General features: G+C 65.5%; 18 protein-coding genes and 1 pseudogene. 8 read left to right on the forward strand and 11 right to left on the reverse strand.

Features of this window, described 5'->3' with window-relative positions:
- Positions 1–135: 135 nt before the first annotated feature.
- Positions 136–816: a KpnI family restriction enzyme N-terminal domain-containing protein gene (locus Ssi02_RS24805; protein ID WP_239129570.1), complete on the reverse strand. Its 681-nt coding sequence runs from the start codon at positions 814–816 to the stop codon at positions 136–138.
- Positions 817–2,129: 1,313 nt separating this feature from the next.
- Between Ssi02_RS24805 and Ssi02_RS39415 the strand changes: the two genes are divergently transcribed.
- Positions 2,130–2,258 (forward strand): hypothetical protein, encoded by a 129-nt coding sequence (locus Ssi02_RS39415; RefSeq protein WP_275410742.1) that lies wholly within the window; start codon positions 2,130–2,132, stop codon positions 2,256–2,258.
- A gap of 487 nt (positions 2,259–2,745) precedes the next feature.
- On the opposite strand, the gene Ssi02_RS24810 is transcribed toward Ssi02_RS39415, so the two are convergent.
- Complete coding sequence (locus Ssi02_RS24810; protein ID WP_204029770.1) at positions 2,746–3,501, reverse strand: hypothetical protein; 756 nt, start codon at positions 3,499–3,501, stop codon at positions 2,746–2,748.
- A gap of 257 nt (positions 3,502–3,758) precedes the next feature.
- Between Ssi02_RS24810 and Ssi02_RS24815 the strand changes: the two genes are divergently transcribed.
- The 3 genes and pseudogenes from Ssi02_RS24815 (at position 3,759) to Ssi02_RS24825 (ending at position 6,448) form a co-directional block, all read left to right on the forward strand.
- Positions 3,759–5,102, forward strand: a complete 1,344-nt coding sequence (locus Ssi02_RS24815) for a helix-turn-helix domain-containing protein (RefSeq protein ID WP_204029771.1) — start codon at positions 3,759–3,761, stop codon at positions 5,100–5,102.
- Positions 5,103–5,108: 6 nt separating this feature from the next.
- Positions 5,109–5,454, forward strand: a pseudogene (locus Ssi02_RS24820) (LuxR C-terminal-related transcriptional regulator); the annotation flags it as partial.
- Positions 5,455–5,986: 532 nt separating this feature from the next.
- Entirely contained in the window at positions 5,987–6,448 is a 462-nt protein-coding gene (locus Ssi02_RS24825; RefSeq protein WP_239129623.1) for a TIGR00725 family protein, read from the forward strand.
- A 103-nt stretch (positions 6,449–6,551) separates the two neighbouring features.
- Here the strand turns inward: Ssi02_RS24825 and Ssi02_RS24830 are convergent, their stop codons facing one another.
- The gene (locus tag Ssi02_RS24830) at positions 6,552–9,662 is read right to left on the reverse strand and encodes a bifunctional cytochrome P450/NADPH--P450 reductase (RefSeq protein WP_204029775.1); all 3,111 of its coding nucleotides are present in this window, start codon (positions 9,660–9,662) and stop codon (positions 6,552–6,554) included.
- Positions 9,663–9,756: 94 nt separating this feature from the next.
- Between Ssi02_RS24830 and Ssi02_RS39420 the strand changes: the two genes are divergently transcribed.
- Positions 9,757–10,416, forward strand: coding sequence for a TetR/AcrR family transcriptional regulator (locus Ssi02_RS39420; RefSeq protein WP_204029777.1), 660 nt, complete (start codon positions 9,757–9,759; stop codon positions 10,414–10,416).
- Positions 10,417–10,582: 166 nt separating this feature from the next.
- Here the strand turns inward: Ssi02_RS39420 and Ssi02_RS24840 are convergent, their stop codons facing one another.
- Positions 10,583–11,782, reverse strand: coding sequence for an alpha/beta hydrolase family protein (locus Ssi02_RS24840; protein WP_239129573.1), 1,200 nt, complete (start codon positions 11,780–11,782; stop codon positions 10,583–10,585).
- Positions 11,783–12,570: 788 nt separating this feature from the next.
- On the opposite strand from Ssi02_RS24840, the gene Ssi02_RS24845 reads away from it, so the two are divergent.
- Complete coding sequence (locus Ssi02_RS24845) at positions 12,571–14,079, forward strand: hypothetical protein (protein ID WP_204029782.1); 1,509 nt, start codon at positions 12,571–12,573, stop codon at positions 14,077–14,079.
- Between the two features lie 94 nt (positions 14,080–14,173).
- Here Ssi02_RS24845 and Ssi02_RS24850 read toward each other — a convergent pair whose 3' ends face one another.
- The 3 genes from Ssi02_RS24850 to Ssi02_RS24860 are packed head-to-tail and all read right to left on the reverse strand — an operon-like array spanning position 14,174 to position 17,144.
- Positions 14,174–16,042, reverse strand: a complete 1,869-nt coding sequence (locus tag Ssi02_RS24850) for an AMP-dependent synthetase/ligase (RefSeq protein ID WP_204029784.1) — start codon at positions 16,040–16,042, stop codon at positions 14,174–14,176.
- A 4-nt stretch (positions 16,043–16,046) separates the two neighbouring features.
- A complete protein-coding gene (locus tag Ssi02_RS24855) occupies positions 16,047–16,688 on the reverse strand; it encodes an NAD(P)/FAD-dependent oxidoreductase (RefSeq protein WP_204029786.1) in 642 nt (213 codons plus the stop codon).
- Between the two features lie 3 nt (positions 16,689–16,691).
- The gene (locus tag Ssi02_RS24860) at positions 16,692–17,144 is read right to left on the reverse strand and encodes an NAD(P)-binding domain-containing protein (RefSeq protein WP_275410743.1); all 453 of its coding nucleotides are present in this window, start codon (positions 17,142–17,144) and stop codon (positions 16,692–16,694) included.
- Between the two features lie 170 nt (positions 17,145–17,314).
- Between Ssi02_RS24860 and Ssi02_RS24865 the strand changes: the two genes are divergently transcribed.
- Positions 17,315–17,722, forward strand: a complete 408-nt coding sequence (locus Ssi02_RS24865) for a hypothetical protein (protein ID WP_204029790.1) — start codon at positions 17,315–17,317, stop codon at positions 17,720–17,722.
- Positions 17,723–18,249: 527 nt separating this feature from the next.
- On the opposite strand, the gene Ssi02_RS24870 is transcribed toward Ssi02_RS24865, so the two are convergent.
- Entirely contained in the window at positions 18,250–19,428 is a 1,179-nt protein-coding gene (locus tag Ssi02_RS24870) for an FAD-dependent monooxygenase (RefSeq protein ID WP_204029792.1), read from the reverse strand.
- Positions 19,429–19,495: 67 nt separating this feature from the next.
- Here Ssi02_RS24870 and Ssi02_RS24875 point away from each other — a divergent pair, with 67 nt between their 5' ends.
- Positions 19,496–20,080 (forward strand): PadR family transcriptional regulator, encoded by a 585-nt coding sequence (locus Ssi02_RS24875; protein ID WP_239129575.1) that lies wholly within the window; start codon positions 19,496–19,498, stop codon positions 20,078–20,080.
- A 396-nt stretch (positions 20,081–20,476) separates the two neighbouring features.
- On the opposite strand, the gene Ssi02_RS24880 is transcribed toward Ssi02_RS24875, so the two are convergent.
- The 3 genes from Ssi02_RS24880 to Ssi02_RS24890 form a co-directional block, all read right to left on the reverse strand.
- Complete coding sequence (locus tag Ssi02_RS24880) at positions 20,477–22,186, reverse strand: thiamine pyrophosphate-binding protein (RefSeq protein ID WP_204029796.1); 1,710 nt, start codon at positions 22,184–22,186, stop codon at positions 20,477–20,479.
- Between the two features lie 242 nt (positions 22,187–22,428).
- Entirely contained in the window at positions 22,429–24,504 is a 2,076-nt protein-coding gene (locus Ssi02_RS24885) for a serine protease (protein ID WP_204029798.1), read from the reverse strand.
- 113 nt (positions 24,505–24,617) lie between these two features.
- Entirely contained in the window at positions 24,618–25,871 is a 1,254-nt protein-coding gene (locus Ssi02_RS24890; RefSeq protein WP_204029800.1) for a hypothetical protein, read from the reverse strand.
- Positions 25,872–25,945: the final 74 nt, after the last annotated feature.

Consider the following 25,945-nt stretch of genomic DNA (forward strand, 5'->3'; position numbering starts at 1 on the left):
GATTGCCGGATTGCCGGATTGCCGGATTGCCGGATTGCCGGTATGCCGACCACGCGCCATGCCCCGGACTGCCCGGCCTCCTAGTGGCAGACAAGAAGAGGGAAACAGGGGACCCACAGGCGATAAGGCATGCGACTATCCGAGGGCGTCTCGGAACTTCTCTCGAGCCTCCGCCGGCAAGGTGATGTAGCTGGCCCAGAGTTCCTCCACCTCGCTGAAGTCCCGATAACCCGCATCTACCCATGCCCGGAGGAAGCGCCGATCGAGCTCGGGCAGTCGCTCGAGAGCCTTCAAGACCGTTCGGAGGTCCATTGTCAACTCGCGCCCCCCAACTCGGCATCGGTTGCACTCAATGACAAGTTGAGTGCTCTCGGTGCCGTCACGGAGGACAACGGTACGGCGGGCAACGTCGAGCTGCGCGGTTTCGTACGTCCCGCTGTACGGATGGCCGGCAGGTACCCCGCATGAGCGGCAGAGGTGTCCGTCCCGAGTGAGCAGGTCACGCCTCTGAGCTGCGGTGAGGGAGTGGGCCTCTCTCTTCTTGGTCGCCTTGCCCGGCTCCCAGACGGGGTCTCCCTCAGTGACGAAGCGTTGCTCATTTGCCAGCAGAGTCGCGTCGTCGCGGTTGGTGTCGATTCTCCACCCGAAGTCTCGGAGATCACGCATACGCCGGTCGACCTGTGCGACGCCGGGGAAGGCGTCACGCAGCTGCTCCTTCGTGAAGGAGTTGCCGATGCCGACCTCATGGAGCAGCCACAGTGCGGCCCGCTTCATCGTGCCTAGCTTCGCGTCTTGCCAGTCGGGCAGGGTGGTCATTGGCATCAAGTCCTTTCACGGAGGTTGGAAGGATCGCCCTAGCGCTGTGTAGTCAAGGGAGGTCCCGACCACGCAGGCGCCTAGTGCAGTTGATGGCCTGTCTGACCACCCTACTTTGCATCGTTGTGCCTTTTGTCTGCAAGTGCGGATGCTGTTCGCGGCCAAAAGTCAACAGTGGGAGGTATTTCCGCAGGTCGGTGACGGTGGAGGCGGTCGCGTGCAGGACCAGAGGCATAGCAGCAGTCAAGTGCGGCAGGGGCGCTTCCCCTAGTTGCGGCGCATTGGAGCCTGTATAGCGGTGGTGGTGCCGTGGTTGTATGGCAGGATGATCCCGGGCAAAATCGTGAGAGAGCCCAAAACTGTACGGTGTCATCTGGTGGCAGGAGCCGGAGTCGACTCTGGTGGAGGGCTCGACCTCGCGATACATAGGAGAAGAGGGAGGGGTCTCTTGCCCAAACGACATGAGCTGACGAGTGCGCTGGATCCGCAACAGTCTCCCGAGCGCCATCGATTAGCCGAAATGCTGCGTGCGCTCTGTGCGCTCATGCCCGACTACACGTTCACAGAAATCGCGCGATGCCTGCACATGCATCGTTCAACACTCTCTGGTCACCTCAGCGCTCGCCGTATTCCCGAACTGGCCCTGTGTCTGAAATTGTACGACTTGGCTATCTCTGCAGGTCAGCCCAATATTCCCTTCAGCGAAGAAGAGTTGCGCAGAGCTCACTCTGAAGCCGCAATCACATTCCCGCTCTGTGCGAACTGCAGGATGAGCCAAGGAGAGTACGACGGGCAAGCGTCATTTAAACAGGTCGGCCAGCTGAGTCGTTCGTCGGGCAACGGACACGGTGGGCGGCTCCTGATCGGCGAGGCAGAGTTTGTGGGGGGAGCGGCACGCGGCAAGGCGCCGGTCCCCCATAAATATGGGGACCGGCGCCGCAATGTGGAGGCGGTGATGGAGGTGGGAGGCCAGGTAGTTCAACGGCTGCTGAGCGAGGACTTGGCCAGGGTCCGCGTGCTGCTGCACTCGGTCGGAAGCCGGTGCTCCCCATCGGAGGTCATGGATGCGGTAGACGCCTGCAGGTCAGGGGGCTTGGTGGACGCCGCTGACGCGATCTTGCACTATGCGGGCGGGCGACCCGCAAAGGAGGTACTCCAGGTGGCAAGGGTCCTAGTCGCCGCAGGGCGACATGCCGACGCAGCTTTGCTCCTCCAAGCCGCTGATCCTTCGTAGCGGTCACAGCGGTGCCTGGTCCGGTCGCGAGGGCCGACCGGAACTTCTCCCGGGCGACATCAAACAGAAAGGTTGTGATATGGCCATCGATCCTGATGAGCCTGACCCCGAGGCCAAACGGCACGTGATGATGATCGGCGTGCAGTTCCTGCTCTTGGCGGTGCAGCTATGGAGCGACTGGGTGAGGGACGTGGCCGGGCTGGGCTGACCCCGAGCCGGCCACGTCCTGATCACTTGATGGGTCGGCAGGCGGTGTGGCAACTCAACCGCCGGCTCCATCGCGGTGACATTTCAGAGTAGATGACGGAGGCAAGCTGTTTCGTGAGGCGGGTACTCCCTGTTTGCGGGATGGCCGCAAACAGGGAGTACCCGCTTGTGTTGATGGGCCTTCGTGCATAGGTGCCGTCGTGGGACGGGCACGCCCGTCACCCACTGGGGGCTGCGGCAAAGTCGAGCGGCTACGTGGTTCCGGCGTGGGACGCGTGCCCTTCAAGCGCCGAGTGCTTCCATGTATGCCCCTAGCCCCCGTTTAGTAGGTGGATACGGAAGGTGGTTTCTGTCGAGCCGCGCAAGACGGAGACATAGGGATGATGATCAGTCCGTCCACCTTCGGGCTTCTCCAGTCCGATGTGTCGGCGGTGGGACAAGCCCGATCACGGCATTGTCTGAGGTCAGGCCGGTGATGGTCCCGGGTACTACTTGTCCGGGGAGACGGTGCCTACGGGCCTTTCGTCTCGGGGGGTGTTCGGATAGAGGCGTGTCCGTGTGATCGGCGTTGGGGTCGAGAAGCCGGCGGGCTCCTCGGTGCTGTCCAAGGCCAGCAGCACGTAGCTCGGGCTCGGGTGTCTGACGGAGTTGATTCGGAGACCCAGGGGGCTCAGCACGTGGAGGTACTCCGCGAGCGACCACTCCTGGCCTGGCTGGGTAGGCGGATGCGGTCGGGAGACGAGGCAGAAGCAGAGCTCCTCGCAGTCACACGAAGCGGGGCGGCCTGGGGCGGGGTCGTCTCGCATGGTGTCGAGAATGACCAGCCAGGAGCCCTTCGGCATCACCGCTGAGACGGTGTCGACGAAATCGATGACGTCGCCACTGGTGCAGTGGTCGGATTGCGAGACATCAGCGACGATGTAGAGGTGGGCGGTGGGTGGTGCCGCGTACATTCGCGCGGTTTGGAGTTCGCAGCGCTCGGCGACACCGCAGGCGGTCAAGAGTGCCCAGGCGTCGGCGATCTCCTCGTCGAACTCGAGGTGGACCCCTTTGCACGTGGGGTGCGACAGAAGGAGCGCAGCGAGTATCTCGGCCCCTCCTCCCATGGTCACCACCGTGGCCTGGTCGGGCAGGTCGCAGAGTTCGGCGATGAGTTCCGCATGGTCCTTTGTGTCCTCTTCGAGGTGTGGGCAGATCGAGGTGGATTCTGGTGCGGTGGTGGACGGCGCGTGCGTTGTCGACATGAGCTCTTTGCTCCCGTGCTTCTGGTTTCGCGGACAGTTCCAGAGAACCCGTGGAGCAGCGTGGCGGGGAGGCCGGGATGCTAGGCGTTGGGGGACTCCGCCCGTCTGCTGCGGGGGAGAGACGAGACGCGACAACTTCGTGGTCGCGACTGGACGCTGTGGTCGTTTGCCAGTCGTTTTCCGCCGTGTCGCTACGTTCCTCTAGTCACTCCTCACACTCTGTGTTCGGCTGAAGACCAAGGAGGGAGAGCGGGTCGATGACCGACGTACCACGGATGCACCTCGTCAATAGGCGGCGCCATCAGGGCTTCACTCAACAGTCGGCTGCGGAAGCTGTGGGCGTCACCACCACGACCTGGGCTCGCTGGGAGCGGGGCCAGCAGGGGATACGTGTCTTCTACTGGCCCAAGATCGCGGCTGTTCTGGGTGTCGAGTTGGGGGAGCTGGGCCTGCTGCTCGAAGTGGCCGTGCCCACTCGCGGCCAGATCCGTTCAACTGGCATGGAGTCGGTCATTGAGGAAGCGATCAGTCTGTGGAGGAGTGAGATGGAACCCAACCGTCGAGCGTTGCTTGCCGCCATGCCGTTCATGCCGTCGGCACTGGGCGAATGGCTGCTGTCCTACGTTCACGACGCGCCCCCGAGCACGACATCGCAGAGTGGCGGCGGGGCCAAGGTCGGATTCAGCGATGCCGTTCGTATCGACGAAGCCGTGATCGCGTTCAAACGAATGGACTCGCAGTTCGGCGCCGGCCTGGTTCGACCCGCGGTTGTGGAGTATCTCCAGGGGACCGTCGCGCCACTGCTCAAGGGGAGTTTCAACGACGAGGTGGGACGTCGGCTTCTCTCGGCCGCCGCGCGTATGACCAGCCTGGCGGGATGGACAGCGTTCGACATGGAACGGCATGGCCAAGCGCAGCAGCACTTCGGGCAGGCTCTCAGTCTGGCCAAGGCTAGTGGGGACAGTGTGACCTCGGTACGAGTGCTTGAACGCATGGCCATGCAGGCATTCCGTCTGGACGAACGCCGCTGGGCGCAGCGCTTGACCCACGCCGGCTTGGAAAGTGCGCGGAGGCCGGGGGTTCCACCTGCAGTGACCGCCAGGGGGCTCGTTCTGCATGCTCAGGCACTTGCCATGGCCGGTCAACCGGGCACGGGGTTCAGCGCGGTGAGGAGCGACAGTGAGGTTGAGCGTCTGCTCGGTGAGGCTGAGCGAATTCTCGAACGAGATGACCGTGACTTGGGGTGGGGCGTGTCTTTCGACACGGCATGGTATCTCTCCGAGGCGGCTAGCGTCTGGGGGCGGCTCGGACACTACCGGCGGGCCCTCGAGTGCGCTGGCGAATCTGTCGCCTCGTTCGAGAACACACGCACGCGGGCTGTGCAGTTCACCCGGTTGCAGCTCGCCAGTGCCCGTCTGGGGGCGGGAGATGTTGAGCAGGCTCTCACCGATGTGGAGCCAGTCGTTCTGGGAGCCAGGTCTCTCACGTCGGCTCGCCTTACAGCGTCACTCCGCCGTTTCGTCACCGCGTTGGAGCCTTACAGTTCCACTGTCCAGGTCCGTGAGTTCCGCGACCGACTGAAAGCAGAACTCTCGGCGTGACCTGCTCTGCTCCTGTCGGGGGCTCGCTTGGCCATTGTGGGTTATCTCCTCAAGGACATTCCGCCGGAGGAGTTGGTGGCGGCCATCGGGAAGGCGGCACGGGGGGAGACCGTACTTGGTGATGCAGCTGCTGGGCGGTTGGTGGCGGAGCTGGTCGGGGCTCCCACAGCGCGGCTGACCGAGCGGGAGCTGGAGGTCGCACGGCTGGTCGGGGCGGGGGCCTCGAACCGGGAGATCGCGGCTCGGCTGTTCATCACCGAGGACGGTGAAGAACCATATCTCCAGCATTCTGCGGAAGCTTGGGCTGCGTGACCGCACCCAGCTCGCCCTTCAAATCGCCGGGTCGTCGTGAGGTACTTTCTTTGGTGCCCACGCGAGGGCTCGTGCCGTAGCACTGGGAGCGCGGTAGACCACGCCGGGGCTCGGGTGCCCGCGTACGGGGTTGGTGGGGGAACGGGAGGAGGACACTTCCCGTCGTCCTAGGCGTTCGTTGGGAGTTTGTCGGCTCGGTTGACAACGCTTTGGCTCGTCGATGGCATCTAGTCGGGGGCAGGTTGGCCGAGAGAGACGGATGTCTTACGACGAGGAGTACACCGCGTATGTGAGTGCGCGGCTGGAGTGGTTACGGCGGGTCGCCTATCCGAAACGCAAAGGTTCGGTGAGTGCGGCGCCTGCTGTGCTCGCCGAACGGGGGACCGGACGGCCGATATGGGCGGCGGCGAACAGCGCTGCCAACGGAGCCGGGAGCCGGACGGGAGGTCGACGCGCCCGCCTTGATTCGGTTGCCTATGAGCCGGGGGAAGCGGGCCAGGACTTCTAGAGTTCGGTGAGTGCGGCGCCTGCCGTACTCACTGAACGGGAGGCCGGCGCACGTGGTTGTTCAGGTGGCGGTTTGCGGGCCGCGGGATTGTTCGGAGAGAGAATGGCGAACTGCCTTTGAGGTGGGGCGGTTGCTGGCCGAGCGGGGTGCCGTGGTGTTGTGCGGGGGATATTCGGGGGTGATGGCGGCGGTGGCGGCCGGGGCCAAGGGGGCGGGGGGCACGGTGGTCGGCGTTCTGTCGCGGGACGATCGAGAAGGGGCCAATCCCGATCTCACCGTGGTCATTCCCACGGGGATGGGTGAGGCGCGCAACAGCGTCCTCGTGGATTCGGGGGACGCCGTGATTGTGGTGGGGGGGTCCTGGGGGACGTTGTCGGAGGTGGCGTTGGCCATGCGTAAGGGGCGGGTGCCTGTGGTGCAGCTCGGGGGATGGCGGGTGTCCGACGGCCGGGGGCAGGCTGTCGAGGGTGTTTTTTATGCCGCCGATCCCGCAGAGGCGCTGGAGCTCACGGGGTTGTGGAGGTGATCGGGGGCGTGGTTTCGGAGGTCGGGAATGCCATTAGAAGGAAGGCAAAGTCGAGCCACCGGACCTGAGTCTCGCGCGCCCCAGGGCCGGTAGCGGTTATCGCCTAGCTGAACACGTCTGCCACATATCGGCCGCGGGCTTCGACGTCGGCGGCGAAGGCGGCGGCCTCAGATTCGGTGCACTTGGTGGCCTCGCGATAGATGCGCACCAGGGTTTCGCGTACGGCGGGAGCCATGTTCTTGCCGTCGCCGCAGACGTAGACCACGGCGCCTTGGCGGAAGAGGCCGGCGATTCTGTCGCGTTCGGCCCAGACACGGTCTTGGACGAAGGTGTGGTCGTTCTCGTATTCACTGAAGGCGGGCAGGACGGTGACAATGCCGTCCTGCTCCCAGGCGCTCAGTTCGTCGCGGTAAAGGTAGTCCACATCGGGGTGGTCGCAGCCGAAGAAGAGCAGGGCGGGACCGGCTTTGTCACCTGCGGTCTCGCGGGCGGCGCGTTCCTGGAGGAAACCTCGGAACGGGGCGAGGCCGCTGCCGGCGGCGATCATGATCACGGGGGTGGCGTTGTCGGCCGGCGGGTTGAAGGGCACGTTGGGGGAGCGCACGTCGACGGGGACCTGGGCGCCGACGGTGAGCCCGGACAGATAGTTGGAGGCGATGCCGTGGAATTGCCCGATGCCCGACAACGCTGGGGCGTTGACGATGGCGACGGTCAGGCCGGCCCGGGTGGGGTTTTGGAGAGGTGAGGAAGAGATGGAATAGCGGCGGGTGCGCATGGCGGGAAGGAGATCGAGGAATTCGCCGAAGGTGATGTCGATGGACGGATAGAGCTCAAGCAGGTCGAGCACACTCACCCGGCGGTTGTAGATCTCCTCCTCGTAGCGGTCGGCGAGCGCCGCCGCTTCGCCGCCAAGGACGGTGAGGTCTTTGCGGGTGGCGGGGGCGGAGAGTTCGACGTGGTGGCCGAGGAGGTCGCCCACGAGAATGGGGGCGCCGGTAGGAAGGGAGGCCCCCATGTGGCCGCGGTTGGAACGCAGGACCACCGACATGCCGGTGGTGAGGCCGAACCGTCTGGCGGCCCGCTCGATCAGGGCCGGGTGGTTCTGCGGGAGCACGGCCAGGTAATCGCCGGTGGCGTATTTCAAGCCGTCCGGCAAGGCGAATTCCAGGTGGCGTTTGGAACGCCCCAGGGGCGAGCTCATGTCGACGAGTTCGCGGTTCTCCACGACCGTGGCGAGGGTCATGTTGTTCTGCTCGATGAGGTCGACGGCCGGGCTGGGCACCACGTCGATGTCGTAGGCGGGGCCGATCGGCGCCGCTTCCGGCGTCACGTCGAGCGCCGCGTCGACGGTCTCCCAGAAAGGCTCGTACCAGCGGTCGAAGTCGCCGTAGAAGTCGCCGGAGGCGTCCACTTCGCCACGGGGGAGGAGACGGCGGGCACCCGCCGTGGCCAGCTTGGTGTCGATGAGGGTGGGAATGGCCTGATAAGTGGAGAGCCAGTCACGGCTGCCGCATCCCAGGACGGCATACGGCATGTCCGGCAGGGAGGGGCCGCTTTCGAGCCACTCGACGAACACGCGGGCGTTCTCTGGGGGTTTGCCGTTGTAAGAGGCGCTCACCACGATGAGAGCGCTGTCCCCCAGCTTGCCGACGTAGTCGTCCAGTGGGGCGACTTGAGCGGTATATCCCCGCAGAGCACCGTCACCGGCGACGCGGCGGGCGAACGACTCTGAGGCCCCCGAATCCGACCCATACAGCACGAGAAGCGGTGTGCCGTGGGAGGCGCCCGCCGCCACCAGGCTCTGCGTGACCGGCTCGGCGGGCTGTGCCGTACGGCGCACCTGTTGCCGGACACGGGCGCGGATGAGCAGTCCGTCCGGCTTGAGGGTGAGGGTCTCTTTGACGTCAAGCGTGTACGGCGTGGGCCGGGAAATGGTGAAACGCTGCAACATCATGGCCAGGACCAGCGTGGCCTCCTGGAGGGCGAAGGCGCGGCCGATGCAGGAGCGTTCGCCGTTGCCGAAGGGCAGCCAGGCCTTCTCGGGGAGGTTCTCGCGGGCTTCGCGGGAGAAGCGGCCGGGATCGAAACGTTCGGGGTCGTCCCAGACGTCGGGGTCGCGGTGGAGGGAGGGGATGAGGATGAGCAGGCTCTGACCTTTGTGTAACGGATAGCGGTTCGCCAGAACCGTGTCCTCCTTGGGGTAAACGCCGAATGCGGGGGCGGTGGGGTAGAGACGGAGGGTTTCGCGGAGTATCTGGTCGAGGTAGCCGAGTTTGGGGAGGTCCTCGAAGCGAGGCTGGTCGGCACCGAGGACCTCGTCCACCACGGCTTGCGCCTTGGCCAGGATGTCCGGGTTGTCGAGAAGAAGGTGAGTGGCGAAGGACAGGAGCCCGCTGGTGGTCTCGTGGCCGGCGATGAGGAAGGTGACCATCTGATATCTGATGTTCTGATCGTCGAGCCGTTCGCCGGTTTTCGGATCGGCCGCGTTGAGCATCAGGTTGAGGAGGTCGTTGGGGGTCTCCTCTGGGGTCAGCTTACGCCGGGCGTTGATGAGCTGTTCGCAGATCTGGTGGAGATAGTCGATGTCCGCGGTGTATTGCCGGTTGCGGAGGAACATCAGCTTGTTCTGGATCGGCAGACGTGTATCGCGGTTGCCGGCTTCCACGAGGGAACGCACCATCGCGTCGACAAACGGGTGCATTTCCCGCTGGTAGAAGGAGTTGAAGCGATAGCCGAAGCCGCTTAAGGCGATGGTGTCGAGGGTGAGGCGAGTCATGTTGTCGGCCACGTCGATGTCGACGTCGGGGCCGAGGCGCTCCCACTTGGTCATCATCTGATCGGCGATGTCGTACATGTCGTCGAAGTAGCCGCGCATGGCGGCGGGGCCGAACGACGGCATAAGGATGCGGTGGGCTTTGCCCCAGTTGGGTTCGTCGCTGTAGGCGGTGAAAAGGCCGTCACCCGCTAGATTGCGGATCTCCTCCAGCGGGGCGTGCACCTTCTTGGTGAAGCGCTTCTCGTCGCAGGCGTCGGCGACCAGTTCGCGGGACGTGATGATCAGAAGGTCCCGGCCCGGCAAGGCCAGCTTGAAGATCGGCCCATACTGCTCTGCGATCTTCGACATTTTCTGGATGGGTTTGTCGCCGATCAGGTCCGGGATGTTACCCAGCAGCGGGGTGGTGGGCGGCTGCGGGATCTGGTCCTTGGTCGTCATCGTTGCCCCTTCACCGAAATTGCACACCTATGTGCAAAATACCCCCGTTGCACAAGGGTGTGCAAAAATCGAAGGGAAGCGTGAGGAGGGTCACATGGTCGGGAGCCGGGCGAGTTCCAACCGGAGACGCATTCTCGCGGTGGCGACAGAGGTCCTGATACAGGATCCGGCCGCGAGCATGGACGACATCGCGCGTGCCGCCGATGTCGTGCGCCGGACCGTCTACGGGCACTTTCCCACGAGAGATGCGCTGATCGCGGGGATCGAGCAGGAAGCCGACCGTGAGCTGAAAGAGGCTTTTGTCGCCTCAGGGGACGGCCAAGGGCCACCCCTGTCGGCGCTGGCCCACTTCATCATCGCGCTCTGGCCCGTCGGTGATCGCTACCGGCTCCTGCTCGATCTCGCGACACGCCGTCTGGCCGCGCACCCCGAGGACGATTTGCTGGTCCCGGTCCGGCGGCGGCTGGCGGAGATCCTTGAGCGAGGGCAGGAATCAGGGGACTTCTCCACCCATCTCCCGGCTGTGGCGCTCTCCTACGCATTGGAGGCGCTGGCGCTCGGCCTGCTCCAAGCAGTGAACGACGACGTCTGGAAGAGCACCACCGGCGCCCAGGATGCGGCACTGGCCTGCCTGGTCGCGGTGGGCGTGCCGGCGGAGCGAGCGCAGGAGGTGGTCACGCGGGAGGAGCAGGCGAGGGTCGAGCGGGCCCGCGTCCAGGCGGCTGACCAGGACGGTGCGGCGGAGCGCGGTTGACACCGTCCGTGTTCAGGCGGCTCACCGGGACGGCGAGGGGGGACGGTCGACACCGCACACGGCCATACGTACGGCACAAGCCCGCGACTGCTCATGCCGTACGTTTGGCGATTCCCCAGATTCTGCAGCTTCCCAGCTTCTCCAGATTCTCCAGGAGAAAGCGAGGTCACCGAATGTGCCGCACCTCCGGATACTTCCGGCTGGGGCCGTCGAACAGGCGGGTGGGCTTGTTTTTCAAGTGCAGGTCGAAGAACGCGCCCACATAGGTGCCCTGCGCGGCGATGGAACGTTTCGGGTCGACCGTGCCGACCGCGTCTGGCACGTTGAGGCCGAGTTTGCGGGCGATCTGGGGGAACAGCGCCTGGAAGTCGCTGAACGACCCGTGGGTGGCGCCGGTGAGGCGAAGTTCGCGGTTCCAGCCACGGTGGTTCTTCCGGAACTCCTTCCACGTGGCGTCGGACTCGGTGTCCGCTCCCATGATGAGGAAGGGCTTGGCGAGGCCTTTCTTCGCGACGGTGCCGAAGAACATGCCGTCGAGGTCAACCCCCGCGTCCACACGTTTATCGTCGAGGGCGACTTGGCCGGCTGCGGCCCCTCCCAGAGAGAAGCCGAGCATGCCGATGCGTGACGTGTCGAGGGCCCCGCTCAACCCTTCGGGTATGGCACGGCCTCCGCGGTCGGGGTTTTTCCCTTCACCGAGGTCGGTGATTGTGTCGAGCACGAACTTCATGTCCGCGACCCGGGTGTCGAAGGACTTGACGATGTCCTCCATGTCGTCCTGCTTGGCTTTGGTGCGTTCCACCCGCCCGTCGGGGAATTCCACCTGGCCCGCCTCGTAAGTGTGGTCCACGCTGACCACGACGTAGCCCCGGCTGGCGAGTTCCTCGACAAGGACCGTGCCGAAGGCGCGGGGCAGCGCGAAGCCGGAGGAGAAGACGAGGACGGGCCGTTTTCCACTCCCCTTCACCGGTGCGCCTTGCCAGGAGTGGGCACGTGTGCCGGCCCAGTCGATGATGCCGGGATTGATGCCGAGGGAGTCCGGGGCACTGTGTTTGTCGAAGTCGGCGGCTGCGCCGGGGAGCATGTGCGGGGCGCGGGTGAGGCCGCCGGTCTTCCTGGCGGGATAGGTGACGCTCACCATGAGCTCGCGTGGGCCTTCCGAGGTCCACGGGTCGGTGCGGGATTCGTCCACGAGGTGCATGGAGTGTGTGCCGATGGCCTGGTCGCCGCTGGGGTGAGGCAATGTCAGGCGGAGCGGGGCGGGTGAGTCCGCGACCGCGGGTGCGGCGGTGGCGACACCGGCCAGGACGGCGACGGCGACGGCGGCGAGTCCGGTCCGCCGGTGCGGAGAAAACCTAAAGGACACTGTCCTCCTTAAACGCTGATCTGTGGCGGGGCGGCGTGCGCGCAGGTCACGGGGGTGGTGCGCGGCGGGCCTGTTCGCCATGCTTCCAAGCGGCAGACGGGAAAAGCTCGTCTGCGAGGATGAAGTTGAATTCGCCATCGGCCGATGCGCCGAGTGCCTGTCAAGAGTCATGCGTATCGATTAAGTCATCCGAGAAGGCAACGGGCCCGGACCGACGTTCCTCCACGAGGCCGGAACCAAAGCCGTCCGAGAAGCAAGCAGGCCCGGACCGACTGGGCCGTCAGAGAACGCGACGTTCCTCCACGAGGCCGGAACCAGGGCCGTCCGAGAAGCAAACGGGCCCGGACCGACTGGGCCGTCAGAGTGGCCACTGCGAGGCCGGAAATCCCCGAGGAAACCGCAGGTCGGAACGGTTTTCCAAACCCAGCCAATCCCGCCCCCAGGACCTGCGGCGATAGCGGGTTTTCGTCGTCTCCCCCCACCCGGGGAACGCCCCCCGAAGGTCGTGACCCGGGTGCGAGGGACGGCTCCGGCATCCGCCATACTCGGTCTCCGGCGGTGTCCGGGGCTCCTACCGGCGCATGAACCGGCCCCACGGCGACGAGGGGCCCGGGAGGCGGCGGCGCGGAGTCGAGGACAAGGTTAGGAAGCCAGATGTGCTGGAAATCGTCATTTGGCCTCTGACCTGCGAATATGTAGAACCCCTTGGAAAGTGCTCGTCGAATTCTGGTCAGCAGATGTGACTACCTGGGTTGCCGCGGATTTCCCGTGGGGTGTGATCTGTGTTCATGCGGCGATGGGATGCACTAAACGAACGTCAGCTAGCGGTTCTCGACCGGATCGGCACCTCCTCCGAGTCTGTGACCGCGAAGAACTCCGACCTTGCGAACACGGTCTACGCCCTGCGTAACCGTGGGCTCGTGAAGACGCCCCGGCGCGACGGGATCTGGCAGGCCGAGATCACCGAAGCGGGACAGTTCTATCTGGAGAACGGGTATCACCCCGACCATCCGGATCGAGCGGTCGAGATGGTCGACAGTTCCCTGCCGAGGGCCACCCGTGCCCTGTCGGCCGACCACGGCACCAGCCCTGCTGTGCTGGTGAAGGATCTCATGGAGAGGCTGAAGCGCGAAGGCGGCACGCTGCGGCTGAACAACCCCGACGAGACGACCCGCGCGTCATATCGGCGGCTGATCCATGCGGCGAAGCGGCGAGGACTGGTGCCGGCGGGGTTCCATCTCCGTCACACCGGCCGCGACCGCGGCGACATGGTCATCCTCCTGACGAACGACTCGCAGCCGGAGACCAACTGGAACCGCGTGCGGCTCGGCACGCGTAAGGAGACCTCCGACCCGCGCCTCATGGCGACGCTGATCGAAGAGGACCGCAGCCGGCTGCGCGTCACACCTGCGCTGATTCCGCGGGTGAAGGCGCTGCTTGAGGGCCTCGCCCTGCAGGCCGAGCGGCGCGGCTACAAACTGATCATGTCGATGAAGCGCACCCCGGTGACGTTCTACCTGCAAAAGCAGGAGCAGCGGTGGACGCTGAACGTCTCCGAGGAGATGGAGTCCGTCCCGCAGGAGCCGACCGCGGAGGAGCGGCGGCGCCGGGCGAGCGGCTGGTCGAGGGTCACGGAATACGACTCGGTGCCTTCCGGGCGGCTGAAGCTGGAGCTTCAGCAGTCGGCATTCGCCGAGCGCACCCAGTGGGTCGACAGCGGCCGCACCCAGGTGGAGTCCAAGGTCCGAGAGGTCATCAAGGAGCTTGAGCACCGGGTGAACGCGGCCGATCAGGCCAGGCTGAAGCGCGAACGCGAGCTGCAGGAGATGCGGGCCGCGGAGGAGCGCAAGGAGGCCGAGCGGCACGCGATGTGGGAAACCGCGATGACCGCGGCCCGCGAGTGCGCGCTGGAGGACCGCCGGCGGGACACGCTCGGCAACGCGATGCAGGACTGGTTCGCCGCGGCCGAGTTGCTGGAGTTCTCCGAGGCGCTGGAGAAGGCCGCCGCCTCGGTGGACACGGCGGACGAGGCCGCCAATCTGCGCCAGTGGATCGCGTGGGCGCAGTCGATGGCGCGCCAGCTCGACCCGACGACGGCGCCGGGTGGTCTGGCCGCCCTGCGGTTCGACGCCGAGCCCGAGGCGGACGACCTGCGCCCCTACCTGGGGGATTGGAGCCCGCACGGCCCCTACCAGGAATACCGCTACCAGCGTGTCGATCCGCCGGCTTCGGTGGCCGGCAGGCGTGAGAACTGGAGGTACGGTCGCCCGGCTCGTGGGCAGTGGTGGCGGCGATAAAGCTTCCTCGGCATATAGCCGCCCCTGACGGTAAAGGCCGATGGAAGGCGGTACGGCAGGCGCGCGCCTGCCGTACCGTTCTCGCCGTTTGCGGTTATCCGGTCCCGTAGAGCAGTTCGATCGTGTCGGAGTACTTGGTGTGGATGACGCGGCGGCGCAGGGAGAACTTCGGCGTCAGCTCCTCGGTGTCGGTGGACCACTCGACCGGGAGCAGTTTCCACCGTTTGATCTGCTGCACCCGAGCCAGGCGCTCGTTGGCCCGGTTTACGACCCCGGTGACCTCGGCGAGGACGTCGGGGTGCTGGGTGAGGTCGGCGAGTCCGGTGAAGGTGATGCCGCGGTTGGTGGCCCAGGCCGGTGCTGCCTCGGCGTCGAGCGTGATGAGCGCGACGGGATACGGGCGGCGGTCACCGTACGCGAGGGCCTGGCCGATCAGCGGGTGCTCTTTCAGATAGTTCTCGATGTTGGCGGGGGAGATGTTCTCTCCGCCGCTGGTGATGAATATTTCCTTCTTACGATCGAGGATGCGGACGAATCCATCGTTGTCGAGGGAGCCGACGTCACCGGTGTGGAGCCAGCCGTCCTCGTCGATCAGGTCACTGGTGGCCTCCGGCAGGTTGAGGTAGCCGGCGGTGGCGATGGGGCCGCGCATCAGGATCTCGCCGTCGTCGGCGATCCTGATTTCGATACCGGGCATTCCAGCGCCCACGGAGCCGAGTTTGTAGCGGTGCGGGCTGTTCACGGTGAAGGCGCCGGTGGTCTCGGTCATGCCGTACACCTCCATGACGTTCATCCCGAGGCCGGCGAAGAACCGCTGCACCTCGGACGACAGTGGCGCGGCGGACGAAGCGAGCCAGCGTGCCCGGTCGAATCCGATCAGCGAGCGCACGATGGAGAGCAGTCCGGCGTCGGCGCGTTCGTATGCGGCGACGACCTCAGCGCTCGGGGTGCCGCCGTTCTGACCGGCCTCGATGAAGCGCACACCGGCCGCCATGGCGGCCCTGGCCTGGGTCTGCTGCTCTTCGGGCTGGGTCTCCATGACGGCGAGCAGGCCCGCCATGAGCTTCTCCCAGACTCTTGGCACACCGAAGAACAACACGGGGCGCACCTCGCGCAGCACCGTGCTGAGTTGCGTCACATCGGGGCAGAAGTGCACGTGGGAGCCCTTGAACAGGGGCAGGTAGAGGCTGAGCACACGTTCGGCGATGTGAGCATAGGTGAGGTAGGAAATCTGTGTGCCGAAGGTGGGCAGGTCGGAGACGAGATCGAGGCCCGCGGCGTTGTAGCAGACACTATGGTGGGAGAGCGGCACACCTTTGGGGTTGCCTGTGGTGCCGGAGGTATAAAGCACGGTCAGGGTGTCGTGCGGCTTGACGGCGCGCCAGCGTTCGTCGACGGACTGGGCGTCGGTGTCGTAACGCTCCTTCCCTAAAGCGACAAATTCCTCCCATGTCATAAAACGCTCGTCATCGGGACAGGCCGCGGGGTCGAGCACGATCACCTTGGTGAGGCCGGGCAGCTCGGCGAGGGCCTGCCCCCAGCGCTTCAGTTCGTACTCACCCCCCAGGACCGCGATCTTCGCCTCGGAGTCCCTCGCGATATAGGTCACCTGCTCGGGGGCGAGGGTGGCATAGACCGAGATGGGCCTGCCGCCCGCGTGCACCGCGCCGAGGTCGGCTAACACGTGCTCGGGGCGGTTGACCATCATCAACGTCACGGTGTCGCCGGGCGCCAGCCCGAGCGCGACGAAGCCCGCGGCGATGGCCAGCACTTCACGCCGAGCCTCGCCGAACGTCAGGGTCTCCCAGCCGTGCTCAGCGCGTATCGAATAGGCGGGGGCATCGGGGTGCTCTTCCGCGATGTCGCGGAACCGAAGGCATATCGTGCTTCCCGCGACCTGCTCCTCAAGTGAGGAACGCTGCAGGAGTGTGTCCTGCCGCCTGGGGTTCGGTCGCTCGCTCATCAGGTCACCTCTTAAGCATTGGAGTGTGGCGTCGGAGCACGTCGATGTACTCCTGTCGGTCGACGATCAGGCGGTACTGGTCGGAGTTGTAGACGGGTATTCCGGCCTGGAGGTCCGGCTGCGGCCCGTGTTTCGCCGTGTCGAAGGCCGTGGTGTCACCCGCCGTGAGGTAGTCGGCTATGAAGTGGGCCTGCTTGTCGTAGATGGCCCAGTGCGAGGACATCGGGCGCACCATTCCCACCACAAAGAGATTCCGCGTTTCCGGCGGAACAATGTGCAGATAGAGGGATGGTTTGAGTGCGTCTTTTGGCCAGTTGACCAGTTTCCTGTCGATAGAGGGATAAGAAGGCAGGAATCCGGTGGCCATGACGACGAGGTCCACCTGCTCCTCCGCCCCCTCGGCGAAGGTGACACGATCGCCGTCGACGTGCACGACGTCGCCCCGATGCTCGATGTGCCCGTGCGAGTAGTGGTAGTGGAGCTGCCCTCCCACGATCGGGACGACCCATCCGTCGCGGAAGTGGGGCACCGGCAGCCCTACTGCCCGCGAACGAGACCGCACGAACTCACAGAAGAGCCGGAAAATCGGCCGGCGCAGCACATGCGGGACTCTGCCGGTCGGGCGGTTGACCAGGAACTTCGGCATGCATCAGAAACCACACCGAGTGCTGTGCAGCGTGCTTGTGGCGTACATCGCGCTGTCGGTCAGCACGTCGGCCGCCGACTGCCCGCCCCTCACCACCGGCACACGCCGGCCGGCCAGCTGCGCCGGGTCGCGATAGGCACTGGAGTGGATCGTCTCCACCTTCGGATCGCCGGGCAGGACGGCCCGGCGCAGTATCCGGTCGTGGCCGGTGGCCGGTACGACGCCGGCGTAGCGGCGTGTCTCCCCGCCGTCGAGGGTGATCGTCCACTCCGGCTCGATCCGCGTGACGTTCGCCGCGAACCTTGTATGCGTGCGTAGTTCGAAGTGATCGGTATAAGAACGCAAGTATTCGAGCACAAGTTCATGGCTGGGATAGCGGGGATAGGACTCCGGCATAGGAAACCCTGGAAAATCCTGAAAGGCCCTTGAGGCAATGGTGTGAGTATGGGGATCCATGGGGGAGTCGAGGCGGCTCGCGTCCCAGATTGCCGCCGACGTCGCCAGCCGCCTCCAGCACCTCGGACGACAGGCCGCGCTCCTTGAACACCCGCGCCACCGCCAGGCCGGCCCCGACCCGTCCCCTCCTCGAACACCACATTCGCCTGCGTGTCCAAGGACTGCCCGACGTGCGATTCCGCGAAGGCCACGGCATCCTCGGCCTGCTCGCCACCCCCGACGGCACCCGCATCACCGGCACCCGCCTGCGCCGCGACACCAACCGCCTTCAGGAGGCACTCGAAGCCGCCCTCGTCGTCGACACCATGGGCCGCGGCTCCCGCACCTCCTTCTGGCTGCACGACCTCGGTTACCAGCCCGACCAGGTCAAAGTCGACCTCGCATACACGACGCGCCACTTCCGCCTGAACGGCGACCCTTTCGGCCGCGACCTCGCCGTCAACTCCGTCAGCACTCCGCAACACCCACGCGGCGCCTTCTTCTTCAAACTCCCCGGCGACGGCCACGACGCCGCCCTCACCCTGACCTGGTCGACTCGTCGCAGGCACTCATGCGACCCGGCACGATGCTGCGGGTGATGCGCCACTTCCCACGCCACCCGAGAAACACCCCTGTCTCGCGTGAGGCACACGCATTGGGGTCATGCGCCTAACCACTTGTTGCGGGCACCGGCCTTGTTGTGGGTACGGCTTGTTGTGCGTACGGCGAAGCCGGGTTCATGACCGGTGTGGCACGTACGCATGGAACCCTGCGCTCGTTTGCGGCGCAGGGTTTCACCGGCTTTTCTTGGCCGTACTCGTCCCCGCCCTGACCGGCCTCTACGTCGCCAAGGCCGAAACCTCCACGTCGTTTTTGCCTCCCAGCCCAACGATGTCGCCGCCGTCGAACCCGCCCTGACCGGTCTCTACGTCGCCAAGGCCGAAACCTTCGCGTCGTTTCGGAGCCTTCCAGCCCAACGGTCCTGACACCACCGCCACCGCGTTCGAGGTCAAGCGGCACGTCCCGGCGGCCAGGAACCTCACATAAGAGCAAGTTCACCGCCGGATGTTTTCTTGCGGTCTGGAAAGTCGCCTTGGAGGGCGCCGGGATCGCCGAGCGGCACGGCTCACGACGCTTGGCGGAGGGCCGGCTCATCCCATGTGATGCGGTAGTCGTGAATCCATGACATGGCGTTCTTCTTGACCGCCTGGCGCATGATCACCGGGAGGATGAGATCGCGGATGAAAGCCCCCGCGACGCCCGGAGCCTTACCGTCCCCATTGCGTTTGCCCTGCGCCACGATGCGCTCCACCCTGTCCCGGCGCAGACTTTCGTAGGCGGCGAAGGACGACCGGATATTTCGCCCGTCGCGCAGACTTCTGGCGAGCACGACCGCGTCCTCGATGGCCATCGAAGCGCCCTGCCCGGAGGCGGGCGAGGTCGCGTGGGCGGCGTCGCCCACGATGACCATGCGGTCGTTGTACCACGTGGGCACGGTCGGGAAATCGTAGGTGTTCCAGCCCGTCATGATCTCGTCGGTGGCCCTGATGACATCGAGCATCGGCCCGGTGTCGCCCCGGAACAACTCCATCAGCCGCTCCCGCCACTGCTGCGGCGAAACCGCGGCGAGTTCTTCTTTGGTCGGCTCCTTCCGGCTAGGTGGATTGGCGAACCACCACACCTGCCCGTCCGGATGGATGTTGTAACCGAAGAAGCATTTCCTGCCGAAGATGAAGTAGGACGTGCCCGGTTCACCTGGCACGGTGACACCGTCGGTGAATCCACCGGTGTTGAGCAGGCCGACATGGCGCGCACGCGGTGCACCCGGATCGATGACGGTGCGGGTGCGTGAACGCAGGCCGTCCGCACCGACCAGCAGATCTCCCTCCGCCGTGCTCCCGTCGGAGAAGACCACCCGCACGCCGTCACCGGTAAGCGTGGCGTCTTCGAGGCGCTTGCCGTACTCCATGTGGATGCCCCGCCGTACGGCTTCATCGCGCAGCACGCGATAGAGGTCGGCGCGCTTGAGAGTGCGGCCGGGCTGTTTGAACTCGGCCAGCAGTTTTCCGCGGGCGTTGCTGATTCGCATGGTCGGCGTGTCCATGCCGAGGTCGCAGACGAGGTCGTGCAGGTCGAGGTGGCGCAGCGCGGCGAGTCCGTTGACGGCGAGGGTCAGGAACGCCCCCACACCCTCGGATCCGCGGTCGTACGCCTCATAGATGTGCGCTTCGATGCCCACGCGCTGGAGGGCCATGGCGGTAACGGGGCCGGCGATGCCGCCACCGGCGATCAAGGCGATAGTCATATTTTAACTATACATGATATGACTATGCATGAGTATGGCCATTTGCGCCCGGGATACGATGCGAGCCATGTCCACAAGGCGATCTCCGCTGGCCGTCGCGCTGCTCTCCCTGGTCGTCGAGGCGCCGACGCACGCCTATCGCATGCAGCAGTTGATCAAGGAGCGCCGCAAGGACGACGTGGTCAACGTCGCGCAGCGCAACAGCATCTACCAGACGATCAACCGCCTGCTTCGCGACGGACTCATCGCCGTACGGGAGACCTCACGCGAGGAAAAACGCCCCGAACGCACGATCTACGAGGCGACAGAGGAGGGCCGGGAAACCCTTAGCAGGTGGATGCTGGCCATGCTGTCCACCCCCGCCCGCGAATTCCCCGAGTTTCCCGCCGCCCTCGCCTTCCTCCCGGTCGTGACGGGTGACGAGGCGCGCGCCGCACTGGAACAACGCGCCGCCTCCCTAAAAGCCCGCCTGGCGGAAGTCGAACACGAACTGGCCGAGGGGAGGCGGTTCCTCGCTCCCGTGTTCCTGGTCGAAAGCGAGTATCAGCAGGCGTTGATCCAGGCCGAACTCGACTACATCCGCACTCTCATCGCCGACCTGCGGAGCGGACGCGTCACCTGGAATCCGCTGCCGGATCAACCGCACCAGTAGGCACGCCTATTCGGCCAACCCGGTAGGCCGTGTGGAACCTGGCGTCGCGTGAAACCCGGCGTGGGTTTGATGGAACCGCCGTGCCGTTTGGAACCCGCCGATGGTTCACCCCCGGACGCCTCACTGTTCGCGTCTTGGGGGCTCACGGTGCCCTGCTCCGCCGGCAGCCCGGCGCGGGATTGACGAAACCGCCGTGCCGTCTGGAACCCGCCGATGGTTCACCTCCGAACGCCTCACTGTTCGCGTCTTGGGGGCTCACGGTGTCCAGCGCCGCCGGCAACCCGGGAGCCACCGCCGGGTACGGGACGGGTGAGACGCCCTCGGCGAGCGACACGAGCACAGCCCCGCCGACACGGCCCACGCCGGCACGAGCGCCCTCGCGGCAACGGGCGGTCGTCATTGGTCGCGGAATCGGGCCTCGACCGTCTCCACCAGACCGGCGATCACACCGTCTGGAGAGGGACTGTAATGCGGGATGGCCCACCGCGTGATGGCCGCGTCGATGACCGTGGGATGCCCCGAGGCCAGAGCCCTGCGAAACGCGTCCTCGAACTCCTCAAGCGTCTGCACCCGATAACCGTCGGCGCCGCACGCCCGAGCGTAGGACGCGAAATCCGGATTCTGAAACTCGACCAGCGCGGTCTCACCGTACGTCGCGATCTGATAGAGCTTGATCAACTTAAACTCGTTGTCGTTAAAGATGACCCAGATGACGGGGATCTTGTGCTCGACAGCCGTCATCAACTCAAACCCCGACAGTGAATAGCACCCGTCGCCGCACCCGACGACCACTGTGCGATCCGGCTGCGCGACCTTCAACCCGATCGCGCCGTTCACATGCCCTGCCATGGGCCCGAACGACCCGGCCTTACGGTAACTCTGCCCCTCCTCAAGCTCCACGTAATAGCCGAGCCATGCGAGATGCGCCCCGGCGTCCGCCAGAATCACCCCGCGCGGAGGCAACATCCGGCCGATGGCCTGCGCCAGCACGCCGGGATGAATCTTGCCGGTCAGATGAAGAATGTGCCTGGCCTCGTAATCCCTGCCGTCCACCTCCACCGCCGGCACGTCGCCGACCTTCGCCTCAAGCGCCTCGGCAAGAGCCGCCACTCCCGCACGGGCATCGGACAGGAGCGGGTAGTCAGGCGTGTATGCCTTGTGGAACTCGCCCTCGGAGAGGTTCACGTGAATGAGCAGCTTCCCGTCGAACAGGTCCTTCCGATAGTTGAACGTGGCGTGCTGATTGAGCGAGTTGCCGACACACAACACCACATCGGCCTCCCGGAACGCTTTCCAGGCACTCGCGTGCCCGCTGTCGGCGAAGACACCCACCGCCAGCGGATGCCCCTCCGCCACGATGCCCTTGCCGTCGAGCGTGGTCAGCAGCGGAAACTGGAAACGCTCGATCAACTGCCTGAGCTCGGCCCCCGCCCCACTCAAGACGGCGCCGAAACCCGCCAGCACCACCACGCGTTTCCGCCGCGCGACGGCATCCGCCAGCACCGACGCGATCTCCTCCACCCGCGCCGGATCCGGCAACACCGGCGCTACCTTGAGGCGGATGGGACGCACGTTCTCCACCTCGACCCCACGTTCCGTCAGATCCTCGGGAACATGGATGTGCACCGGCCCCGGCCGTCCCTCGAACGCGACGTTGACCGCCTCCTCAAGCACGTCACACGTGTCCGCTGCGCTCTTCAACAGGAAAGACCTCTTGGTGGTGGCCGCGAACATCGCCTGCGAATCCGGCGTACGGCTCAGCCCGGAAGTCTCGTTGAGCGAGCCCCAGCCCTGCCACTTTCTGGAGGCATACCCCGAGACGGCGAGCACCGGATAGGAGTCGGACATCGCGACGGCCAGCCCGGAGAACAGATTGAACGCCCCGGGCCCCGCCGTGGCGAAACAGAACCCCAGCTCGCCGGTGTACATCGCATAGCCGCACGCCATGAACGACGCCGCCTGCTCGTGCCGGGCGATGATCGGCCGGATCCGCCGCGAGTGCTTCAACGCCACCATCAAGCCCGCGGCGTTCTCCCCGGCCCCGCCGAACGCGGCCCGCACTCCGACGTCTTCCAGCCCGTTGACGATGGCCTCGTAAACCTTCATCCCTCCTCCTTCCCACCTTCAGCGACGCAGCCGCAGAAACCATTTACGAGCCAGTGCCTCTCAACCAGGCTGCGGACAGATATCCGATGGCGTGACGCAACGTGACCCGCGGCATGGTGGCGGCGTGCCGATAGAGAACCTGGAGCTCGCGGTCGGGCACATCGCCTTGGCGGAGCCGCCGTAGGACTGGCTGACCAGGTGCACCCGGGGGTGCCGAGCCGGGCCGGACGAGCGCACGCACATCAGGAACGTTTCGTGAGCGCGTCACTGATCGCCCGCGCGACCTCGACGTGCGCGAGATACTCCTCGATGTCGTGCACCCGAGCAGGCGAATTCTCGACCCGGACCTCGGTGAACTCGCCTCCCTGCCACGTGTCCGCCAGCGGGCATCCGACCGAGACAGGGTCGATGGCGCACCAGGTGTTGAACCACAGCGGAACCCGATCGGGCAACTTAGGCCCCCCGGTGGACAACCGCCGATAAACGCTGTCCATCCCCAGCGGACTGCCGGCGGTGACAAGCAGGCCGACATTCACGTGGCGATCGAGCTGCATGAGCAGATCCATGGCGACGACCGTCCCCAGACTGTGACTGACCAGCACCATGTCGCCCGACGTCGGCATCGTCTCGAACACCGACTGCAAAACCGCCTCGCGCACCCGCGAATCATCGAGATACCGGGCGACGTCCCGGAAAATCAGCGCGATGGCCAGCCGATCCAGCCCGGTGGTCGCCGCCAGGAAACTCAGCCCCTGATGGACGGTCCCCACCACGTCGAGCGTCTCCTCGGGCGTTCCGTGAACGGCGTGCGACATGGCCGCCGCCTCACTCAGCAGCTCCTCGTACACCTGCCGAGTGGACGGACGCTCCGGCGCCGCCGCCTCCTCCGGAGCCGCGGCGATCTCCTCCACGGAACGACGCATGGCCTCCCGAGCGCTTATCGCCTCGATCAGCCGATCCCCATAGAAGGGGAACCAGATGTCAGCCGGTTCGATCATGCTCTGCCCGGCGAGGGCAAGCCCGTCGTTCAGCCCCACGGTCCAGGACTCCCGCAACCGCCGGGGATCCCGCCCTTCCTGAGCACGACCGTGCAGGAAAACCAGATGCCGGGTCCCACCGAAAGCACTAGCCCTGGCCGGCAACCCCGAAACCCGAGTGGTGGACGGTGCCCTTTCGGAGACGCCGTCGACATGATCGCCAACCTGCACCGACTCACCCGGCGCCGCCACAGGAGAAGCCGAGAGGGACACCGCGCTCACACCCTCCTGGAACCCCGATTCCGGCCCCATCTCGCTGAGAAGAGCCCGCTGCCCCAGGTTGAGGGAAAGCTCGGCCAGGTGCCCGAGAATGACACTGACGCGCACCCCCTCATTCGAAAGCCAGTCGATGGCGTCGTCCCCGTCCCCGGGCCGCCACACTTGCCCGTCCCGCCGCAGAGTGCGCCCCTGCGCGTCGGTCCGCGGAACACCGCTGTGGTGCAGCGCCGTAACCTCCCACTGGTCGTTGTAGACCGGCGACCCGGAGTTCCCCGGCTCGGTGTCGGTCTGATAGTGAAGAAACTCCTCCAGCCGCACCTCAAGCCTGTTCTCCCGGATCGAGATCTCCTTGAGGCGCCCCATCGGGTGCCCGATGATGTTGACCGGCTCCCCGACGACCAGCTTGCCCGTCTGAGCACTGAGTTTGTTCCACCCGAACTGCTCGCCGGGCGACCGCCCATCGGCCCCGTCGCTCACCCGCACCAGAGCGAAATCGAGATGCTCGTCGGTCGCGAAGAACACCCCCGGATCCAGATCGAAGCGCTTGGCCATGTCAGGCACGTTGTCCACCGTGACCTGGGCGTCGAACTCGACGAAGGCATCACGCGCCGACTCCGTGTCGGGCAGCACGTGATGATTGGTGAGCAACAGCCGCGGCGAGACCAGAAAACCCGTCCCGAGCGGAAGCTCCCGCCCGTTCTCCCGAATCGAGATCCGCGCCACGGTCCTGGCCGCCCGCGCCCCCCGAGGCAGGAAACTCCACGCCTGCAGATCCTTGGAGACCCCGAGAACACGCTCGAACATCGCCGGCCGATCGAGAGCCTCGGCCCGAGTGGCCTCCACCACCGCCTCCGTCGGCACCCCATGGCGCTGAATAAGGCGCGTGGCCCGGGCCGACAGCGCCTCCGGCGAGTCGGGAAAGGCCTCACCCCGCTCCTGCCTGCGCCGTATCTCGTCCCGGTCGGCACTGGCCTCGCCGTACCGCTCGGCGGCGAGCTGCGCCTGCTCAAGGCTCTTCTCCCGGATCTTGTCAAAGACGCCGGTCGGCGCCGGTGCACCCATAATGATCCACCTCACAGAATCGCGAACCGCGCCCTCGCGCCGATCCTTTCCTGATCCATGTCCTGTGCGGTCGAAATCCCGGTCCTTGCCGCATGGGAAATGCGAGCGAAACCTCAGGGATGCCACTGCTCGGCATGCCGAGCATGCGCATCGGTGACCCCGTTACGGAAGAACCGCTCGTAGTATTCGTTCTCCACGTGGTGTGTCTGAAGCCATATGCCAGGCACGTGAACGGCATCGGTGTGCGCGGGAAACCGCCCGTGCGTCGCGTGAATGTACACACATATATCACGCACGCAGTCGATCACCTTGCGGTCGTACTCCTGCGCCTCGGCGAGATAGCGCCGCCCAAAATCACCCTTGTATATCCGATTGAAGAGCTGCGCGTCCCCGTAGATGCCTGAAGGCCCGAACTTCTCCCGCCCCACGGCCTCGACCGCCTCCTCCATAGAGGCATAGTTGGGCGGACAAGCAGCCTTGATGAGATGCTCCCCGTCCACCCGCAGCCCGACCGGATGCGATCGAACGCCGGCGAACCGAGGCAACGGCACCTGCCACCGCACGACATCCGGCAGCCTGAACCGCGGAGTGACAAAATCGAAGCCCAGCATCCGCCCATAGGTGGGCGAGAACTTCGGATCACCCAGCATGATCTGCGGATGAATGGTCGCGTGAATCCAGGCGCCAAGCCCCATGGCGTCGGCCACGAGCATCATGTTCTGCAAGAGCAGATCGGCCTCGATCTGAGTGCGCATCGGCCCCAGAACCCCAAGGGGCAACTTCAGGTCGCCGTTCAGAAATCCGCTCTTCACCCACCTCCGCACCCCCGCCGGCCGATAAAAATTGCGATCGTCGACGACAGTGGGCCGAGCCCCGTCCGGCTGAGTGAGCAGATACATCAACGCGTTGATGTATTGATGTGAAAGATCGACCACCGGCAGAAAGACCGTGGTCCCCGGCAGATTGGAAAGAAAACGATTGGAGTCCAGATAAGCAGGGAAGTCCCGCATCCCCTCGCCCACGTCGAGCCGCCGCCCGAGCACCCTGACCTTCGCCTCACGCGCCCGCGCGACGAGCGCATCGGCGTCGTCGAACGACAGCCCGGGAGCCGCCGGCGGCAACTTCCGCAGGTAGTAGGTCCCGCTGTCATTGATCATAAAGAAATGCGTGCTCTGCGCGTTGTCCGGGCTCCCCGCCGTCCGCCCCACCATGTTGAGATTCGGCTTGGCCATGATGGGCTTCCCATCCCGGGGATCCTCGAACGGCCGATCCGGCATCGTCAGCCCGGAACACCCGGTGAGCGCGATGAGCACCGCCTCCTCCAACTCAGAAAGCGGCGACCGCTCGTTCGGCGAGCGATAACTCATCGACCCCGCCGCCACCGACGACCCGCGGCTCACCCGATGTGTCCGCCTCTTCCAAATCGTCTCGACCAGCGGCC

The organism is Sinosporangium siamense (genome assembly GCF_016863435.1).
Lineage (GTDB): Bacteria > Actinomycetota > Actinomycetes > Streptosporangiales > Streptosporangiaceae > Sinosporangium > Sinosporangium siamense.

What these genes read in the sequence shown, in the direction of transcription:
- Ssi02_RS24845 (WP_204029782.1), top strand. Translation starts at nt 12,571, where the DNA reads ATGCGGCGATGGGATGCACTAAACGAACGTCAGCTAGCGGTTCTCGAC.
- Ssi02_RS39420 (WP_204029777.1), top strand. Translation starts at nt 9,757, where the DNA reads ATGGTCGGGAGCCGGGCGAGTTCCAACCGGAGACGCATTCTCGCGGTG.
- Ssi02_RS24880 (WP_204029796.1), bottom strand. Translation starts at nt 22,186, where the DNA reads ATGAAGGTTTACGAGGCCATCGTCAACGGGCTGGAAGACGTCGGAGTG.
- Ssi02_RS24875 (WP_239129575.1), top strand. Translation starts at nt 19,496, where the DNA reads ATGTCCACAAGGCGATCTCCGCTGGCCGTCGCGCTGCTCTCCCTGGTC.
- Ssi02_RS24860 (WP_275410743.1), bottom strand. Translation starts at nt 17,144, where the DNA reads ATGGATCCCCATACTCACACCATTGCCTCAAGGGCCTTTCAGGATTTT.
- Ssi02_RS24850 (WP_204029784.1), bottom strand. Translation starts at nt 16,042, where the DNA reads ATGAGCGAGCGACCGAACCCCAGGCGGCAGGACACACTCCTGCAGCGT.
- Ssi02_RS24830 (WP_204029775.1), bottom strand. Translation starts at nt 9,662, where the DNA reads ATGACGACCAAGGACCAGATCCCGCAGCCGCCCACCACCCCGCTGCTG.
- Ssi02_RS24810 (WP_204029770.1), bottom strand. Translation starts at nt 3,501, where the DNA reads ATGTCGACAACGCACGCGCCGTCCACCACCGCACCAGAATCCACCTCG.
- Ssi02_RS24855 (WP_204029786.1), bottom strand. Translation starts at nt 16,688, where the DNA reads ATGCCGAAGTTCCTGGTCAACCGCCCGACCGGCAGAGTCCCGCATGTG.
- Ssi02_RS24885 (WP_204029798.1), bottom strand. Translation starts at nt 24,504, where the DNA reads ATGGGTGCACCGGCGCCGACCGGCGTCTTTGACAAGATCCGGGAGAAG.
- Ssi02_RS24890 (WP_204029800.1), bottom strand. Translation starts at nt 25,871, where the DNA reads ATGAGTTATCGCTCGCCGAACGAGCGGTCGCCGCTTTCTGAGTTGGAG.
- Ssi02_RS39415 (WP_275410742.1), top strand. Translation starts at nt 2,130, where the DNA reads ATGGCCATCGATCCTGATGAGCCTGACCCCGAGGCCAAACGGCACGTG.
- Ssi02_RS24805 (WP_239129570.1), bottom strand. Translation starts at nt 816, where the DNA reads ATGACCACCCTGCCCGACTGGCAAGACGCGAAGCTAGGCACGATGAAG.
- Ssi02_RS24815 (WP_204029771.1), top strand. Translation starts at nt 3,759, where the DNA reads ATGACCGACGTACCACGGATGCACCTCGTCAATAGGCGGCGCCATCAG.
- Ssi02_RS24870 (WP_204029792.1), bottom strand. Translation starts at nt 19,428, where the DNA reads ATGACTATCGCCTTGATCGCCGGTGGCGGCATCGCCGGCCCCGTTACC.